This window comes from Methylocystis sp. (genome assembly GCF_021731785.1).
Classification (GTDB): domain Bacteria; phylum Pseudomonadota; class Alphaproteobacteria; order Rhizobiales; family Beijerinckiaceae; genus Methylocystis.
The window spans coordinates 1-17,124 of sequence record NZ_JAKFWS010000055.1; the positions used below are offsets into that span (position 1 = coordinate 1).

Annotated in this window: 15 protein-coding genes and 1 tRNA gene; 8 read left to right on the forward strand and 8 right to left on the reverse strand. The window is 62.4% G+C overall.

The genetic code is table 11. The features are described 5' to 3' along the window. From QZ964_RS10815 to QZ964_RS10840, 6 genes are all read left to right on the forward strand, one after another. Positions 1 to 1,610, forward strand: a 1,610-nt coding sequence (locus QZ964_RS10815) for a DUF3631 domain-containing protein (protein WP_292531609.1), incomplete at its 5' end; no start/stop codon positions are given. 729 nt (positions 1,611 to 2,339) lie between these two features. After that, a complete protein-coding gene (locus tag QZ964_RS10820) occupies positions 2,340 to 2,744 on the forward strand; it encodes a hypothetical protein (RefSeq protein ID WP_292531610.1) in 405 nt (134 codons plus the stop codon). Then, entirely contained in the window at positions 2,741 to 3,493 is a 753-nt protein-coding gene (locus QZ964_RS10825) for a hypothetical protein (RefSeq protein ID WP_292531611.1), read from the forward strand. Before QZ964_RS10820 ends, QZ964_RS10825 begins: the two co-directional genes overlap by 4 nt. 96 nt (positions 3,494 to 3,589) lie before the next feature. Next, a complete protein-coding gene (locus tag QZ964_RS10830; RefSeq protein WP_292531613.1) occupies positions 3,590 to 3,763 on the forward strand; it encodes a hypothetical protein in 174 nt (57 codons plus the stop codon). A gap of 523 nt (positions 3,764 to 4,286) precedes the next feature. Continuing rightward, entirely contained in the window at positions 4,287 to 4,457 is a 171-nt protein-coding gene (locus QZ964_RS10835; RefSeq protein WP_292531614.1) for a hypothetical protein, read from the forward strand. Then, positions 4,454 to 4,696 (forward strand): hypothetical protein, encoded by a 243-nt coding sequence (locus tag QZ964_RS10840; protein WP_292531615.1) that lies wholly within the window; start codon positions 4,454 to 4,456, stop codon positions 4,694 to 4,696. The genes QZ964_RS10835 and QZ964_RS10840 overlap by 4 nt, the downstream gene beginning before the upstream one ends. Before the next feature lie 181 nt (positions 4,697 to 4,877). Here the strand turns inward: QZ964_RS10840 and QZ964_RS10845 are convergent. From QZ964_RS10845 to QZ964_RS10880, 8 genes are all read right to left on the reverse strand, one after another. Next, positions 4,878 to 4,953, reverse strand: a tRNA-Val gene (locus QZ964_RS10845). Positions 4,954 to 5,102: 149 nt separating this feature from the next. Further along, positions 5,103 to 5,384, reverse strand: a complete 282-nt coding sequence (locus QZ964_RS10850; RefSeq protein WP_292531616.1) for an HU family DNA-binding protein — start codon at positions 5,382 to 5,384, stop codon at positions 5,103 to 5,105. 305 nt (positions 5,385 to 5,689) lie between these two features. Beyond that, positions 5,690 to 8,119, reverse strand: a complete 2,430-nt coding sequence (gene lon, locus QZ964_RS10855; protein ID WP_292531617.1) for an endopeptidase La — start codon at positions 8,117 to 8,119, stop codon at positions 5,690 to 5,692. A 214-nt stretch (positions 8,120 to 8,333) separates the two neighbouring features. Next, positions 8,334 to 9,599, reverse strand: coding sequence for an ATP-dependent Clp protease ATP-binding subunit ClpX (gene clpX, locus QZ964_RS10860; protein WP_292531618.1), 1,266 nt, complete (start codon positions 9,597 to 9,599; stop codon positions 8,334 to 8,336). A gap of 234 nt (positions 9,600 to 9,833) precedes the next feature. Continuing rightward, positions 9,834 to 11,054, reverse strand: coding sequence for a 6-phosphofructokinase (locus tag QZ964_RS10865; protein ID WP_292531619.1), 1,221 nt, complete (start codon positions 11,052 to 11,054; stop codon positions 9,834 to 9,836). 118 nt (positions 11,055 to 11,172) lie between these two features. Further along, positions 11,173 to 11,586, reverse strand: coding sequence for a surface-adhesin E family protein (locus QZ964_RS10870; RefSeq protein ID WP_292531620.1), 414 nt, complete (start codon positions 11,584 to 11,586; stop codon positions 11,173 to 11,175). A gap of 19 nt (positions 11,587 to 11,605) precedes the next feature. Next, a complete protein-coding gene (gene secA / locus QZ964_RS10875; protein WP_292531621.1) occupies positions 11,606 to 14,434 on the reverse strand; it encodes a preprotein translocase subunit SecA in 2,829 nt (942 codons plus the stop codon). Between the two features lie 202 nt (positions 14,435 to 14,636). Beyond that, a complete protein-coding gene (locus QZ964_RS10880) occupies positions 14,637 to 15,605 on the reverse strand; it encodes a polysaccharide deacetylase (protein WP_292531622.1) in 969 nt (322 codons plus the stop codon). Between the two features lie 9 nt (positions 15,606 to 15,614). Here QZ964_RS10880 and QZ964_RS10885 point away from each other — a divergent pair, with 9 nt between their 5' ends. Next, complete coding sequence (locus QZ964_RS10885; protein WP_292531624.1) at positions 15,615 to 16,076, forward strand: GNAT family N-acetyltransferase; 462 nt, start codon at positions 15,615 to 15,617, stop codon at positions 16,074 to 16,076. Between the two features lie 8 nt (positions 16,077 to 16,084). Continuing rightward, on the forward strand, positions 16,085 to 17,068 hold the full coding sequence (locus QZ964_RS10890; RefSeq protein WP_292531668.1) for a zinc-dependent alcohol dehydrogenase family protein: 984 nt from the start codon (positions 16,085 to 16,087) through the stop codon (positions 17,066 to 17,068). Positions 17,069 to 17,124: the final 56 nt, after the last annotated feature.

Here is a 17,124-nt window from a genome sequence, read left to right on the forward strand (position 1 = left end):
CGAATTGGCCCGAGGAACAAAAGCCGGAGCAATGGGACGCAGCGGCCGAAGTCGCTGCGGCGAAGGCGTCCCTTCATAAAAAGGCGGCGTCTGCCAAACACCAAGATGAAATCGGTCGCCTCGCCTCACTCGATCCGATTGCCTATGACGCCGAGCGGGCACTAGCGGCTGAAACGCTTGGTTGCCGAATCTCGACGCTCGACAAGGAAGTTGGGAAGCGACGCGGCGAACGCGCGGCGACCGACGCCGCATCGCTCTGCGCCGACATTGAGCCGAGCGCCGACCCTGTGAACGTCTGCGATCTGCTGAATGACGTTCGCGCGACCGTGCATCGGTTCATTGTATGCGACAAGAACACGGCGACGGCGACGGCGCTTTGGTGCGCCTTCACCTGGTGCATCGAACACGTTCACGTCGCGCCGCTCGCGATCATCACGGCGCCGGAGAAGGGTTGCGGCAAAACTCAATTGCTCGACGTTATTGGCCGCATGTCCCGGCGTCCGTTGTTCGCATCAAACATAACGCCAGCCGCGACTTTCCGAATCATCGAAGCGAAGACGCCGACGCTGTTAATTGACGAAGCCGACGCCTTCTTTCGAGAGAACGAGGAATTGCGCGGCGTCGTAAACAGTGGGCATACGCGGACGAGCGCGTATGTGATTCGAACTGTTGGCGACGATTTTGAAGTGAAGCGTTTCTCGACGTGGGGCGCCAAGGCAATCGCCGGCATAGGCAAGCTGCCCGAAACCGTCATGTCGCGCGGCATTGTTCTGAACCTGCGCCGAAAGCTCAAAACCGAAAGCGTGCAGCGGCTGCGCCATGCGCCGCCCCGCATGTTTGAGGCGCTTGCCGCACGGCTCGCGCGCTTCGGACAGGATCACGGCAGCGCCATAGGCCGCGCTCGGCCCGATCTTCCCGACGCGCTTGGCGATCGCGAACAGGACAACTGGGAACACCTGCTCGCAATCGCCAACTTGGCCGGTGGCGCATGGCCCCAAGAAGCGATGCGCGCCGCCTTGTCGATATGCGGCGCCAACGATCGCGAAGACCTATCGCTCGGCGAGCAACTGCTTCTCTCGATACGCGACGCCTTTGATCAGGACGGGGCAGACAAGCTTTCACGCGAAGAACTGCTGCGCCGTCTCGTCGCCGACGAAGAAGGACCATGGGCGACTTGGAACAAAGGCAAGCCAATGTCGGCGGCACAGTTCCGGAAGCGGCTCGCCGCCTTTGCGATCAAGACAAAGAAGGTTCGTCTCAACGCCTACCTGACGGCGCAGGGGTTCGAGCGCCGGCAATTCGAGGACGCTTGGAGTCGTTACCTTGATGGCGAGGACCATGTTTCCCCTGAGAGCACCTCTCAGAATCGGAACAATGGAACATCGCTGGAAAACCAAGCGTCTGAGCGTTCCGACGACGTTCCAGTTCCAGTTTCAGAATCGGAACATGCCGACTCCGCCCTCAATTCGTCGCCTGTTCCAAAATCAAAGTGGAACTGGAACGCGAATGGAACGACGAATCCTCCGGAAAACCGGGAATGTTCCAATGTTCCATTTTCAGCCCCCCCCTCTAGGGAAGGCATACCTGAAGAGGGGGAGGACGAGATATGAGCGCCTCCCGCCTTATCAGAAAAGCAGCCGCTGAAGGCATTAGCGTCAAGCTGGAAAGCGACAATAAATTAAAGGCTTGCGGGCCGGCCGAGGCGCGAGCGAAATGGCTGCCTATCCTTCGCGAGCATAAGTCCGAGCTGCTCGCCGAATTGGCCGAATTGGAGTCAAATTCGCCAAGACCGCCAAGACCGCCACTCCGTCAAGGTGGGGAGGGACGGCGGACTTACGACGGCGCGTCGCCCCTCTCGCGCGACCAAAGGGCCATCGTGACCGTTCCGGCCGGCGCCGATCCGTTCGCGACGGCTGCACAGCTAATCCGCATGGCGCGGGCAAGGGCGACGCCGGGCCGATCTTATCGCTTCCGACTCGTCGACCAGCGCGAAGCCGACCGGCGAAATGCGGAAGCCGCGCGCAACCATTCGACCGACCGCTATTGTGCCTGCGGCGCGCTCGCGCGGTGCCAATGGCTAACCGATGGCCGCCCGACTTGGACTTGCGACGAGTGTGCGCCGACAATGGGCCGCGCGTGACGGACCTCGATCCCACCTCGCCGAAAGTCCGCGCCGCGAACAAAGAAGCCTCGTGGCGGCATTTGCTCGATCTAAAGCGGGCCGCGCATTCGCCGCGCTTCACTGAGCTGAAAATCTGCCCGCGCACTGATCGCGTGCTTGCGCTTCCAGCGCGCCGTCCGCCTCCGCCGCCGCGCAAAGCTTCCCGCCGGCCGCGATGATGCCCGGCGTCGCCCTTCTCGTCGAAGCCGCCGAGCTTCGTGCACGCGCCGCAGTGGCTGAGGCCGAGGGACGCCGTCTCCAAGTGCGAGAGCGCCGCGATGCGATTGTCGCGGCGCTGGAGCTTTACGACGCCTCGTTGACGACGCGCTCAGCCGCACTGGAAATCGATCTTAAGCGCTATTTGGGCGTCGCGTGGCTGCGCGAGCGCGATCTTGAAAGTCTTCCCGAAACTTCGTCGCCATTGCGGCGCGCGCTTCATCGGATAGCGCAATCGCGCAACGGCGAAGGCATTAAGGCGCGCAGAATTTTTGACGTTGCCAAAAAATGCAATCAGGAGCGCTTGCGATTGCATAAATTCCGCGACGAAGCTTCTCCCGAAAATGGAATAGGAGAGGCGCAATGAGCGTTATGTCATTTTTGACGACGAAGAAGTCGGCGCCCGCAGCGGCAATCCAAGAAATGCAAGCAAGCCTCGAACGCTTGCGCGCCGAGCGTAAAGAATTTGAAAGCGCAGTCGAGAGCCACGGAGCCCGGCGCGCAGACGCGCTACTCAGCGACATGACCGACGACGACATTGCAAAACTCGACGCCGCCGCCAACCTCGCGCAAATTCGCTTGGAGCGCTTGGAGATTTGCGAGCTATCGCTCGTTGAAAAACTCGACGCCGCTCGCGACTCCGCCCAACGTGAACGCCTGGCCAGCGAATTTGAGCGCGCGGCTTCGGCTATCGAGCCGGCCACGAAAAACTTGGAAACGGCGCTCGCGCCTGTCGCCGCAGCCTTCGCGGACCTTTGCAAAGCGATCCCGGCCGAAACCGGCTTGAAAAGATATTCCGACGGCCACACGACGGCGATTCCGGCCGATGCCGAAGCATTAGCGCGAGCGATTTTTGGCGCTGCGCTTTTCGACGCCGCGCCGGGGATTTTCGAAATGGCGCGTCAACGTCCGGCTTTTGCAGGTTACGGCGGCGGCGTCGAGCGCTCGCTTCACATCTTTTCGCTTGTCGGCGACACGCTGCTGCCGCGCTGCGCCGGCTTGTGCGGCGAGGAAAGCCGGGTTTTGCCGGCGCTCGACACAGCCCGATTGCTCCTCGTCTCGCCGCTTCGATCGAAGGCGCAGGCGCTACGCGAGGGCGTCGACGACGCGTCGTGAATCCCGTCGGCGGTTTTTGTTGCTGGCCGCTCGACGGGCGGCGCGCAGTCTGCTCGGCGGCTGCGCGCCTACCTTTCACAAGAACTGGAGACTGAAATGCGACAAGACAAAACCACCCCGGCGCCGCAAGAACTGACGGACGAAAAGCTTCGCGCCGAATGGGAGCGTGATCCGAAGGCGCGCGCCGAATTTATGAACTTCGCCGACTTCGCCTCATTTGCCAAAGCGCAAGCGTCGGGCAAGCTGCGCATTCTGCGTCGGCCGGAGTGAGGCTGCGCGGTTTCTCGCTGCCGCAAGCCCCTATGGCGATCTCGGGTCCTGGTAAAAGTCCGTTTCCAATGCGAGGGGCCAGAGCGCGAGATGGGAACCTATGCAGATTTTTACTAAAGGCTGCGACAAGCATTTGTTTTTATGTAGATAAGTGAAATAGCGGGCGAAAGCCGTAAAAAATATGCGAGAAAATGTGGGTGCGGCTTTGACGAAAAGAGGCGACGAATATCTCAGCCAAACCGTGTTCGGCGATCGCACAGGAATGTCGCGACAGCGCGTAAGTCGGTTTGTTCGAGAGGGCGTGATCCCCGCGGGCGCTGACGGGAAAATTCATTGGCTTGTCGGCCTTCAGGCGTTGATTGAGCACCTATCGGAAATGGCCGCCGGACGTGGCGGCGGTTCATTAACACAGGCTCGCATCGCCTTGGCGAACGCGCAGAAGGAAGCAATTGAGCTAAAAAACGCTGCGGCAAAGCGGGAATTGGTGCCAGCGGCCGAAGTAGAGTCCGCGTGGAGCGACATTTTGTCCACCATCCGAGCGCGTATGTTGGCGCTCGCCTCCGACATTGCGCAGCTACTCCCGCATCTGTCGAAACATGACATCCTGGCGATCGATTCCGCGATCCGCGACGCGCTCCACGAAGCGGCCGACGCTATTGGGGCTGACGGCGGGGCGGCCGAAGCCGTCAAATGACGAGGATGACGCTCGCCGAAAAAGACGACACGACACGAGTCGTGAATCTCGTTCTGTCGCAGTGCGCGGCATGTGCGACTGCCGATCAAACGCGCGGCCTCGCGATGAAATTTGTGCATGGCGGCGCCGCGGCGCTTGTCTCGACGGCGGGTTACGACTTCGCGCTCGATTTTATGAAAAAGCTGACTGCTATCCTCGAAAGAGAAGCCGAGGAAGAACGCCGCGCGGCGATGAGCTAAGCGCGCGCGGGGGCAATACCTGCCGCCGCTAGAGAACGCCCCGACCACGGATGAACTGGCGGAGCGTTTTTATTTGGCGCTCGCCGAAGCGACACCGCTCCGATTTTCCAATTCCTGCTTCCCCTATGCTTCCCCGGTGGAGACTGCTAGCAGCGCTTCATGTCTAATCACTTGATTTTATTGGTGGGCGGTGACGGTCTCGAACCGCCGACCCTCTCGGTGTAAACGAGATGCTCTACCAACTGAGCTAACCGCCCAAACAGCGCGACGCGCGGCCCGCGACGTTTTAAGGGCGGGGTCGGCGCGAAGCAAGCCGAGCAAAAAAACGACGGCCGCCGGAATGCCGACGGCCATCGTGCGAAGTTCTGGAAAACGCCTACGACGCCAGCGCCTCCCTGCGCCGGCGCTATTTGGCTTTGTTGAGCGAGGCTTTCAGCGTCGCGCCAGGCTTGAAACGGGCGCTCTTTGACGCCGGAATCTTGATCTCTTCGCCGGTCGCCGGATTGCGGCCCTTGCCGGCGGCGCGCTTCTTGACCGAAAAGGTGCCGAAGCCGACGAGGCGGACTTCGTCGCCCTTCTTGAGGGCCTTCGTGATGCCGTCGATGACCGCGTCGATGGCGGCCGCCGCCGCCGCTTTCGAGCTGTCCGTCTCGTTCGCGACGTGCTCGACGAGTTCCAGTTTGTTCATGGCCTTTGTCCTTCTCCTTCACTGCGAGCCGCCCGGGCGTAGAATGCGCGACCTCGAATCGGCGTTGCGCAGCGATGGCGAGTGTTGGTCGCGAATCGCAGTAAATGCAAGGGATGCCGGCCGCCAAAGGCGCAAAATCGCTGGATTTCCGGGGGAAACGACCGCCGCGCCGCGGAAAAATCATGCATACCATGGGCTGCAGGCCGCACATTTACGTCAGAAAGAATAGAGCCCCGCCAATGTCATAAAGAAAAGAGCCCCGCCTGAAGGCGGGGCTCTCGAGCCGTTCGTCTAAGGGTCGGCGGTCAATGTGCGCGCACGCCCGATCCGTCGTCATCGCTGATGGCGGCGCCGTGCTTAGCGATGGCGGCGGCGTCCTCCTGCCATTTGATCGGCGTCGGCTGCGAAATCAGCGCATGGCGCAGCACCTCTTCCATGCGCGCAACCGGGACAATCTCCAGGCCATTCTTCACCGCGTCCGGGATTTCCGCCAAATCCTTGGCGTTCTCCTCGGGGATCAGCACCTTCTTCAGTCCGCCGCGGAGCGCCGCCAGTAGCTTTTCCTTCAAGCCGCCGATCGGCAGCACCCGGCCACGCAGCGTGATCTCGCCGGTCATGGCGATGTCGCGCTTTACGGGAATCCCGGTGATGATCGAGACGATCGCGGTCGCCATCGCCACGCCCGCCGACGGCCCATCCTTCGGCGTCGCGCCTTCCGGCACGTGCACGTGGAAGTCGCGACGATCGAAGATCGGCGGTTCGACGCCAAAGTCGACGGCGCGTGAGCGCACATAGGACGCCGCCGCTGAAATCGACTCTTTCATCACGTCGCGCAGATTGCCGGTGACCGTCATCTTGCCCTTGCCGGGCATCATGACGCCTTCGATCGTCAGCAATTCGCCGCCGACCTCGGTCCAGGCAAGTCCCGTAACGACGCCGACCTGATCTTCGAGTTCGGCTTCGCCATAGCGGAATTTCGGCACGCCGAGATAATCCGAGAGGTTCTCGTTGGTGACGACGATCTTCTCCTTCTTCTTGAGGAGAATCTCCTTCACCGCCTTGCGCGCCAGATTGGAGATTTCGCGCTCCAGATTGCGCACGCCCGCTTCGCGCGTATAGCGGCGGATGAGCGTGAGCAGGCCGTCGTCGGCGATCATCCATTCTTCAGGCGCAAGACCATGCTTGTGCACCGCATTGGGGATGAGGTGCCTGCGCGCGATCTCTACCTTCTCGTTTTCCGTGTAGCCGGCGATGCGGATGATCTCCATACGATCCATCAGCGGCGGTGGAATGTTCAGCGTATTCGCCGTCGTAACGAACATCACATTCGACAGATCGTAGTCGACCTCGAGGTAATGGTCGTTGAATGTGGCGTTCTGCTCCGGGTCGAGCACTTCGAGCAAGGCCGATGACGGATCGCCTCGGAAGTCCATGCCCATCTTGTCGATCTCGTCCAAAAGGAAAAGCGGATTGGACGTTTTCGCCTTGCGCATCGACTGGATGATCTTGCCGGGCATCGAGCCGATATAGGTGCGCCGGTGTCCGCGGATTTCCGCTTCGTCGCGCACGCCGCCAAGCGACATGCGCACGAATTCGCGGCCGGTGGCCTTTGCGATCGACTTGCCGAGCGAAGTCTTGCCGACGCCGGGCGGGCCGACGAGGCAGAGGATCGGGCCGGTCAGTTTGTTGGCGCGGCTCTGCACGGCGAGATACTCAAGGATGCGCTCCTTGACCTTCTCGAGGCCGAAATGTTCGGCGTCGAGCACTGCCTCCGCCTGTCCGAGATCCCGCTTCACTTTGGAGCGCTTGCCCCACGGGATCGACAGGATCCAGTCGAGATAGTTGCGCACGACGGTGGCTTCCGCCGACATCGGCGACATCTGCCGCAGCTTCTTGAATTCGGCGAGGGCCTTGTCGCGCGCGTCCTTGGAGAGCTTAGTGTTCTTGATGCGCTCCTCGAGTTCGGCGAGGTCGTCCTTGCCCTCCTCGTCGCCCAGCTCCTTCTGGATCGCCTTCATCTGCTCGTTGAGATAATATTCGCGCTGCGTCTTCTCCATCTGGCGCTTGACGCGCGTGCGAATGCGCTTCTCGACCTGCAGGACCGAGATCTCGCTCTCCATCAGCGACAGACATTTTTCGAGGCGCCGTGCGACGCTGATCGTCTCGAGCACGTCTTGCTTCTCGGCGATCTTGACCGAAAGGTGAGACGCCACGGTATCGGAGAGTTTCGAATAGTCGTCGATCTGCGTGACCGCGCCGACGACTTCGGACGAGACTCGCTTGTTGAGTTTCACATAGCTTTCGAATTCGGCGATCACTGAGCGCCCGAGCGCTTCGACCTCAACCGGAGAGCCGAGATCGTCGGCGAGAACTTCGGCGTCCGCCTCATAATAGTCGTCGGCGCGGGTATACGTGCGCACGCTGGCGCGCGATACGCCTTCGACCAGCACCTTCACCGTGCCGTCGGGCAGCTTCAAGAGCTGAAGCACTGAGGCGAGCGTCCCGATCGAATAGATGGCGTCCGACGCGGGATCGTCGTCTCCCGCGTTCTTCTGCGTCGCCAGCAGAATAAGCCGATCGGATTTCGTCACCTCTTCAAGCGCGCGGATGGATTTCTCGCGCGCAACGAAAAGTGGGACAATCATGTGCGGAAAGACGACAATGTCGCGCAGCGGCAGCACCGGATAGCTTTCGACGGCCCCGGGCGTGACGGCGTCTCGCTTTTCGTTCGACATTTTCTTGTCCTGTCCTTGACCACGCCCCGCTCAAGCGGCGACGCGAAACCGCGGGCGATTTGGGTTTAAGGCCGCGATACGGTCGCCCGCCGATTTCGCGCCACAAAGGACCGCCGGCTGTCGCGCCCGACGGCCCCGCTAACGCAAATGGGATACGCAAACAATTGATTCAAGGCGCTACGGCGCCAGAGCTTAATTCCGCTTTCGCGGCGCTTCAGGCGCTCGCGCCGCTCTTTTCGCTGCGCTCGGCGTAAATGTAGAGAGGCCTGGCTTTGCCCTCCACGACTTCCGGTCCGATCACAACCTGTTCAACGCCCTCCAAGCCTGGCAGATCGAACATCGTGTCTAGCAAGATTCCTTCCATGATCGAGCGCAGGCCGCGCGCGCCGGTGTGGCGTTCGATCGCCTTGCGGGCGACGGACGAAAGGGCCTCGTCCTGGAAGGTGAGTTCGACGTTTTCCATCTCGAAGAGCCGCTGATACTGCTTGACCAGCGCGTTCTTGGGCTCGGTGAGTATTCGCTTGAGCGCGTCCTCGTCAAGATCCTCAAGCGTCGCGATGACCGGCAGACGGCCGACGAATTCGGGGATGAGCCCGAATTTCAACAGGTCTTCCGGCTGCACTTGCCTGAAAATGTCGCCGGTGCGCCGTTCGTCGGGCGCCTGCACGGTGGCGGCGAAGCCGATCGACGTGTTGCGGCCGCGGGCGGAAATGATCTTTTCGAGACCGGCGAAAGCGCCGCCGCAGATGAAGAGGATGTTGGTCGTGTCGACCTGCAGGAACTCCTGCTGCGGATGCTTGCGTCCGCCCTGCGGCGGCACGGAGGCGACGGTCCCCTCCATGATCTTCAGGAGCGCCTGCTGCACGCCTTCACCCGAGACGTCGCGGGTGATCGACGGGTTATCGGATTTGCGCGAAATCTTGTCGATTTCGTCGACATAGACGATGCCGCGCTGCGCGCGTTCGACGTTATAGTCCGACGCCTGCAGCAGCTTGAGAATAATGTTTTCCACGTCCTCGCCGACGTAGCCCGCCTCGGTCAGGGTGGTGGCGTCGGCCATGGTGAAGGGAACGTCGAGAATGCGGGCCAAGGTCTGCGCCAGCATGGTCTTGCCGACGCCGGTCGGCCCGATCAGAAGAATATTGGACTTTGCAAGCTCCACGTCGCCATGCTTGGTCGCGTGGTTGAGACGCTTGTAATGGTTGTGGACCGCGACCGAAAGAACGCGCTTGGCCTGGGACTGGCCGATGACATAGTCGTCCAGAACTTTACAAATCTCTCGCGGGGTCGGAATGCCGTCGCGCTGCTTGACGAGCGAGGACTTGTTCTCCTCGCGAATGATGTCCATGCACAGTTCGACGCATTCGTCGCAGATGAACACCGTCGGACCGGCGATAAGCTTACGCACCTCATGCTGGCTCTTGCCGCAAAAGGAGCAGTAAAGCGTGTTCTTGGAATCGCCGCCGCCGACCTTGCTCATATTGTTCTCCTCTCGGGCCGGGCTGCCGGGCGAATCGGCCCGATCGCCTGTGATACCGGCCCCAAACTAACAAAAGGTGGAAGCGGTTGGCGTGCCCGCTCCTCATCCATCGTTTCGGTCGTCAGCGACGAGCGCCCGAGAACCATGACTGGTTAGTGTATTTTAGACGACGGCCAAATTGCAACCTTCGCCGGAAACTCCCTCAAAGCAAGAACGGCGCCCGAACCAGCCGGATCAGGCGGTGAGGATTTTGGGAACCCGATTGAGCCGCAGCCGGTAGGCGTCCGGCATGCCGCTTCCGAGCAGCGGGCGCAGATAGAGCCGGAAGGCGTCCGTCACGTCCGTCCCGCAGGGACTGATAAATTCGTCAGGCATGACTTTGGTTTTCGCCGCAATTTCCTCGAGCGGCGTCAATCGATAGTCGACCGAATAAAAGCCGGTCCGGTGGATCGTCACCGAGCCGTCGCGGTCGCCCCAAATGGCGTATTGCACAGCCTTTTCGCCGACTTCGCGCGCCTCGCGCTGATCCACGTCGGAGACGCAGCCGACGAAGCTGCGCTGCACATAGCCAAAGGTGTCGGCGCGCACCCGCTTGAATCCCAGCCGGTCCTTCACGAGCCGGGTGAGTTCGTCGGCGAGCGCGCCGCCGCCGAGATGAACATTGCCGTGATCGTCCCGCTCGACGGTCTTGGCGAGCTTTTCGGCGATCGGCGTATGGTTCTCGTCGCAGACGCCTTCCGAGACCGCGACCACGCAGCGGCCGTATTTCGCCATCGTCGCCTTAACGTCGGTCAAGAACCGATCGACGATGAAGGCGCGCTCTGGGATGTAGATGAGATGCGGGCCGTCGTCGGGAAATTTCTTGCCGAGCGCGGAGGCGGCGGTCAGAAATCCAGCGTGGCGTCCCATGACGACGGCGATGTAGACGCCGGGGAGGGCCCAATTGTCGAGATTGGCGCCGGCGAAGGCCTGCGCCACCCAGCGCGCCGCCGAGGGAAAGCCGGGCGTGTGGTCGTTGACCACCAGGTCATTGTCGATGGTTTTGGGAATGTGAACGGTCCGCAGCGGATAGCCGGCGTTTTGGGCCTCCTGCGAGACGATGCGCACGGTGTCGGATGAATCATTGCCGCCGACATAGAAAAAACAGCCGACTCCATGGGCGCGCAGGACGCGAAAGATTTCCTGACAATATTTGAGGTCCGGCTTGTCGCGGGTCGAGCCGAGTGCCGAAGAGGGGGTGCAGGCGACGAGTTCGAGATTATGGGTCGTCTCCTGGGTGAGGTCGACGAAATCCTCGTTGACGATGCCGCGAACGCCGTGGAACGCGCCATAGACCCGCTCGACCTCGCGAAATTTGCGAGATTCCAGCACGGCACCGACGAGCGACTGATTGATGACGGCGGTGGGGCCGCCACCCTGGGCGACGAGCACTTTGGAGAAATCTATTGCGGTCACGACAAGCTCCTGGAAACGCCTGCTGCGGCCGCTTTCCCGCCCGGCGCGGGACAGCGGCGCTTCAACGCGTTGCGCTTATATTCTCAGGGAGCAAGCGGTTCAAATCGGGATCGGACGACTACTTCGAAGGCTCGCTTGCGCACACTCGCGCAAAGAGTCCGACGTAATAGGGCGGCACGGGCGACCAGCCGTCTTTCGGCGGATATGGCTTGGTGATTTTCCCTTCGCCCATCTGGCCTTGACGCCAGCCGCCGCCCCCGGATCGGTATTTCCGATTGACGCAATCGAATGAGACTTTCTCGATTTCCGAAAGCCCTTTCTCGGCAAGGCCGAAGGTGGCGGCCTTTGGCGAGGCGGGATCGTAATCGGTAAGCGCGTCGACCGTGACGATTCCGTCGGGCGACATCCGACGGGAGCTGGGATCCATATAGACAGTCGAAAAATCGTCCTTGGAGACCGGCGCCCATTCGACGCCGGCCGATGCGGAAGAAACCAGCGACGACATGAGAGCCGAAACGCTGATCTTCCACATGGCCGTCCTCATCGCCGGCTTAGACCAGAGCGCCGTGGCAATGCTTGTATTTCTTGCCGGAGCCGCACGGGCAGGGCTCGTTGCGGCCGACCTTGCCCCAGGACCCGGGATTGGCCGGGTCGCGCTGCTGCGCGGTCGCCGCTTCGCCATCGGCGAGCCCGCGCGCCGAGAAATCCGCCGTCGCCAGACGCGCATTGAGTTCGTTGAGCGCCGTTTGCTGTCCGCCGCCGATCAGCGCCTCGGGATTGGGATGCGACATTTCCATCGGCGGCAATTCCGGCGGCGCGGAAGGCGGCGCCTCGAAGGAGACTTCGACGCGCATCAGTTGCGCGGTCACCGTTTCGTCCCAGCGCGTCATCAGGCTCTTGAACAGTTCGAGCGCCTCGGACTTGTATTCATTGAGCGGATCGCGCTGCGCCATGCCGCGCCAACCGATCACCTGTCGAAGATGATCGAGCGCGACGAGATGTTCGCGCCAGAGCGTATCGAGGGATTGCAGCACCACCTGCTTCTCGATCATGCGCATCAGCGGCTCGGTGTTTTTCTCGACGCGCTCGCCATAGGCGCCGTCGGCCGCTTCCAGCAGGCGCTCCTTGATCTCCTCGTCGGCGATGCCCTCTTCCTTGGCCCAGTCGGCGACAGGGAGGTCGAGATTGAGCTTCGCGGTCACTTCTTCAGCGAGACCCTTGACGTCCCAAGCCTCGGCGTAGGCGTCATGCGCGATATGCTGCGAGACCATCGCGTCGACGACGTCGGCACGCATGTCGGCGACCTGCTCCTCGACGCTTTCCTCGTTCATGATTTCGCGCCGGCGCTCGAAGATCACCTTGCGCTGGTCGTTCATGACGTTGTCGAACTTGAGGATATTCTTGCGGATGTCGAAGTTGCGCGCCTCGACCTTATGCTGCGCCTTCTCGATCGCCTTGTTGATCCATGGATGGACGATGGCTTCGCCCTCCTGCAGGCCGAGCTTCACCAGCATCGAATCCATGCGCTCGGAGCCGAAGATGCGCATGAGGTCGTCCTGCAGCGACAGGAAGAACTTTGAGCGGCCCGGGTCGCCCTGGCGTCCGGATCGGCCGCGCAGCTGATTATCGATGCGGCGGCTCTCGTGACGTTCGGTGCCGATGATATAGAGGCCGCCGGCGGCGATCGCCTTCTCCTTGAAGTCGGCGACCTCCTCGCGAATTTCCGCTTCCTTTTTGGCGCGGGCGTCGCCTTCGAGGCCGGCGCATTCCTGGGTCACGCGCATCTCGACATTGCCACCAAGCTGAATGTCGGTGCCGCGGCCGGCCATATTGGTGGCGATGGTGATCGCGCCGGGCACGCCGGCTTCCGCGACGATATAGGCTTCCTGTTCGTGGAAGCGCGCGTTGAGCACGGCGAAGAGTTTCGAGGGCTTGCCGGAGCGCGCGGCCTCATACAGTTTGGTGAGGCCCTTTGCATCGGCGAAGTCGATCATTTTGTAGCCCTGCGACAGCAGGAACTCGGCCAACTGCTCCGATTTTTCAATTGACGTGGTGCCGACGAGAAGCGGCTGCATCCGCCCGTTCGCGTCCTGAATCTCCGCGCCGATGGCGCCGAGCTTTTCTTTCGAGCTGCGATAGACCTCGTCATCTTGATCGAGGCGGCAGACCTCACGATTCGTCGGAATCTCGACGACGTCGAGCTTATAAATTTCGGCGAATTCGTTCGCCTCAGTCGCCGCCGTGCCGGTCATGCCGGCGAGCTTGTCGTAGAGGCGGAAATAGTTCTGGAAGGTGATCGAGGCGAGGGTGACGTTCTCGGGCTGAACCTGGACGCGCTCCTTGGCCTCGAGCGCCTGATGCAGGCCTTCCGAATAGCGGCGGCCCGGCATCATGCGGCCGGTGAATTCATCGATGATGACCACCTCGCCCTTGCGGACGATGTAATCCTTGTCCTTCTGGAACAGCTTATGCGCGCGCAGCGCCTGATTGACGTGATGCACGAGCGTGACGTTGTGGGCTTCATAAAGCGCGCCTTCGGTCAGCGCGCCGGCCTCGGTCAGCAGCTCTTCCATATGCTCGTTGCCGGCGTCGGTGAGATGGACGGTGCGCTGCTTCTCGTCGAGTTCGAAATCGTCGGCGTTGAGCTTGGGGATCAGCTTGTCGATCGTATTGTAGAGATCGGATTTGTCGTCGATCGCGCCCGAAATGATGAGTGGCGTGCGCGCCTCGTCGATCAGGATCGAGTCCACTTCGTCGACGATCGCGAAATTATGTCCGCGCTGCACCATCTGCGCGAACTCATATTTCATGTTGTCGCGCAGATAGTCGAAGCCGTATTCGTTGTTGGTGCCGTAGGTGATGTCGCAGGCGTAAGCCGCGCCGCGCTCCTCGTCCATCAGGTCGTGCACGACGACGCCCACGGTCATGCCGAGGAATTTGTAGATCTGGCCCATCCACTCGGCGTCGCGTTTGGCCAGATAGTCGTTCACCGTGACGACATGGACGCCTTTGCCGGCGAGCGCGTTGAGATAGACGGCGAGGGTAGCGACGAGCGTCTTGCCTTCGCCGGTGCGCATCTCGGCGATCGCGCCTTCATGCAGCACCATGCCGCCGATGAGCTGAACGTCGAAATGGCGCTGCCCGAGGGTTCGCTTGGCCGCCTCGCGCACCGTGGCGAAAGCGGGAACGAGCAGGTCATCGAGAGCCTTGCCGGCGGCAAGCTCTTCGCGGAACTGGCGGGTGCGGTCTTTCAGCTCGTCGTCGGAAAGCGCCTCGATTTCCGGCTCCAGCGCGTTGATCGCCTTGACTTTCGGCGCATAGGTCTTGAGACGGCGATCGTTGGCCGTGCCGAAAATCTTCTTGGCGAGTGCGCCGATCATTCTTGCGAACCTTTCTCCCGCGCAGCGTCTGCCGCCTTCTCGGCGCGCCGGGGGACGGCGGCCGGCGGAGCGTCACTTAATGCATGAATAACATACGCCTGCGACATCGCCCCAATGGCGGCGGGGCGCCGAGACCGACGCGGCGTTTCCGCGCGAGAGATAAGAGCCGCCGGAAACCTTGTCAATGAAGGGCGTTTGCCCGCTAGGGTGCCTGATTGATCGGCCGCAGCGGCAGAGGCATCGCGCCCGCATCGATGAGCCGCGAGAAAATCCTCAGCCCTACCGGCTCGTTGCCGTTGGGATGAACGAGCACGATCGCGCCCGGGCGGGGCCGCAGCCCCAGCGCCAGCCAGCTGTCGGCGCCGAGCGCGATGAGATGGCGGCTGCGGATGCGCTCCAGCAGCGCGGCGTCGGCGACGAGACCCGGAAAGCGAAAAAACGCCGACGGCGTTTCGCCTTCGGCGATGATGAGCTTTTCAGTCTCGAAAATTTCGCGATCGACGTCGACGCCCGGCCGCAGGAAGTAATTCCGGCCGTCCGGAAGGCGGCGAACATAGGGATGGCTGAAGGAATGATTGGCCCAGGCGATGTCGAGCGCCCCGGCTTTGGTCTTCTCACGCAGCCAGGCGAAGTCCGCGCCGTGGCGGGCGATCCAGCCGCCGGAGACGGCGAGCATCACGGGCGTGTGCGGCCCCTGGGCGGCGAGCTTTTCGAAAAAGCCACGGTCGAGCGGCTTACGGCTCGGGCAGAGATCGCCGGTGACGAAGGCGCCGTCGCCGGCGCCATGGATGAGTCCCGCATTGACGAGCGCCGGCGGACGCGTCGGGTCTTGCGGCGGATGAAGCGCCTGGAGATAGCGCGTCTCGGCCTGCGCCGCGTCGCTTGTCTCTTCGCAGCGCCAGCACGCCGCGCGCTCGAGCGAGGTCTGCAGCGATTGCGGGTCGACCGTGAGGATCAGGGGCGTCCCGTTGACGCTCATGCGCCGGATGGCGAGCCGCGATTCGTCTTCCCTGGCGCAGCGTTCGAAAATCGGCGTGTAGTCGTGCACCCGCTCATGCGCCGGCGCCGGCCCTGGCGCGATGTCGACGGGCGCGCAGGACTCGTCTTCGCCGCGGGCGGTTGCGGCGGAAGCGACGCACGCCCACAGTAGCAGGACGAGGACTCGTCTCACGGCGCGATCATGATCAAAAACGAAGAGAGTGAGAAGATCGTTTTTTCGATCGAACCTATGGAGTCGGCCGAGCTTGCGGCGAGATTGGGCGAAGAGATCGCGACTCGGTTCGGGCCACGCGATGAAACGCCGGTCGCCATCGCGGCGCATGATGCGCAGGGCCTGCTTCTCGCCGGCCTGAACGGGGTCTCGCACTGGCGCTGGTTCTACGTTCGCCATCTGTGGGTGGCGACGTCGCAGCGCGGGCGTCGCTTGGGGGCCCGATTGATGGCGGAAGCCGAGCGGATCGCCAGGGACGGCGGCTGCTTGGGGGTCTATGTCGACACATTCGATCCCCAGGCGGCCGCCTTTTACGAAGCTCTCGGCTTTGCCCGTGCGGGCGAGATCGCGGATTTTCCGCCTGGCCATGCGCGCATCTTCTTGATCAAGCGGTTGGCTGATGTGCCCCCTCCCTCGGGAGGGGGAAAATGACGCAAACGATGTCGGCGATGGTTCTGCCGGCGCCCCATGCGCCGCTTGTCTTGGAAGAACGGCCGGCGCCGTCGCCTCGAGCCGGCGAAGTGCGGCTCAAGGTCGAAGCTTGCGGCGTTTGCCGCACCGATCTCCATGCCGTCGACGGCGAACTCACGCAGCCGAAGCTTCCCATCATTCCGGGCCATGAAATCGTCGGGCGCGTCGACGCGATCGGCGCGGGCGTGACCGGCGTTCTACTTGGACAGCGGGTCGGCGTTCCCTGGCTCGGCCACACCTGCGGCCATTGCGCCTATTGCATGAGCGCGCGCGAAAATCTGTGCGATGATCCGCGCTTTACCGGGTATACGCGCGACGGCGGCTATGCGACCCACGCGGTCGCCGACGCCTCCTATTGTTTTCCGTTGCCGGAAAGCGGCGATCCGGCGACGCTCGCGCCGCTACTGTGCGCGGGCCTCATCGGCTGGCGCACGTTGAAGATGGCCGGTCCGGCGGAAGCGATCGGCATTTTCGGCTTCGGCGCCGCCGCGCATATCATCGCCCAGGTCGCGATCGTTCAAGGCAAGCGCGTTCACGCTTTCGTTCGGCCGGGCGATCGGGCCGCCGCCGATTTTGCGCTTTCGCTTGGCGCGGCGTCGGCGCAGGACTCCGACGCGCCCTCGCCGGAGCCGCTCGACGCCGCGCTGATCTTCGCGCCGGTCGGCGCCCTCGTGCCGCGCGCGCTCGGCGCGACAAAGAAGGGCGGCGCCGTGGTTTGCGGCGGCATTCACATGAGCGACATTCCGAGCTTTCCCTACGCGCTGCTCTGGGAGGAACGGCGGCTGCTTTCGGTGGCCAATCTCACGCGCGAAGATGCGCGTGAATTTCTCGCACTGGCGCCGACGCTACCGCTGAAAATGCATACGACGCGCTATCCTCTGGCGCAGGCCAATGAGGCGCTCGCCGATCTGCGCGAGGGTCGGCTGCAGGGCGCGGCAGTGCTTATTCCATAGCTCGACATGGGGCCGTCGTTGCGAGGCGCAACGGCGCCGAAGCAATCCACGCTGCT

Excerpts from the sequence above, each read along its gene's own strand:
- QZ964_RS10890 (WP_292531668.1), top strand. The coding sequence starts at position 16,085 with ATGTCGGCGATGGTTCTGCCGGCGCCCCATGCGCCGCTTGTCTTGGAA.
- QZ964_RS10885 (WP_292531624.1), top strand. The coding sequence starts at position 15,615 with ATGATCAAAAACGAAGAGAGTGAGAAGATCGTTTTTTCGATCGAACCT.
- QZ964_RS10850 (WP_292531616.1), bottom strand. The coding sequence starts at position 5,384 with ATGAACAAACTGGAACTCGTCGAGCACGTCGCGAACGAGACGGACAGC.
- QZ964_RS10840 (WP_292531615.1), top strand. The coding sequence starts at position 4,454 with ATGACGAGGATGACGCTCGCCGAAAAAGACGACACGACACGAGTCGTG.
- QZ964_RS10830 (WP_292531613.1), top strand. The coding sequence starts at position 3,590 with ATGCGACAAGACAAAACCACCCCGGCGCCGCAAGAACTGACGGACGAA.
- QZ964_RS10820 (WP_292531610.1), top strand. The coding sequence starts at position 2,340 with ATGCCCGGCGTCGCCCTTCTCGTCGAAGCCGCCGAGCTTCGTGCACGC.
- lon (WP_292531617.1), bottom strand. The coding sequence starts at position 8,119 with ATGTCGAACGAAAAGCGAGACGCCGTCACGCCCGGGGCCGTCGAAAGC.
- secA (WP_292531621.1), bottom strand. The coding sequence starts at position 14,434 with ATGATCGGCGCACTCGCCAAGAAGATTTTCGGCACGGCCAACGATCGC.
- QZ964_RS10870 (WP_292531620.1), bottom strand. The coding sequence starts at position 11,586 with ATGTGGAAGATCAGCGTTTCGGCTCTCATGTCGTCGCTGGTTTCTTCC.
- QZ964_RS10825 (WP_292531611.1), top strand. The coding sequence starts at position 2,741 with ATGAGCGTTATGTCATTTTTGACGACGAAGAAGTCGGCGCCCGCAGCG.
- clpX (WP_292531618.1), bottom strand. The coding sequence starts at position 9,599 with ATGAGCAAGGTCGGCGGCGGCGATTCCAAGAACACGCTTTACTGCTCC.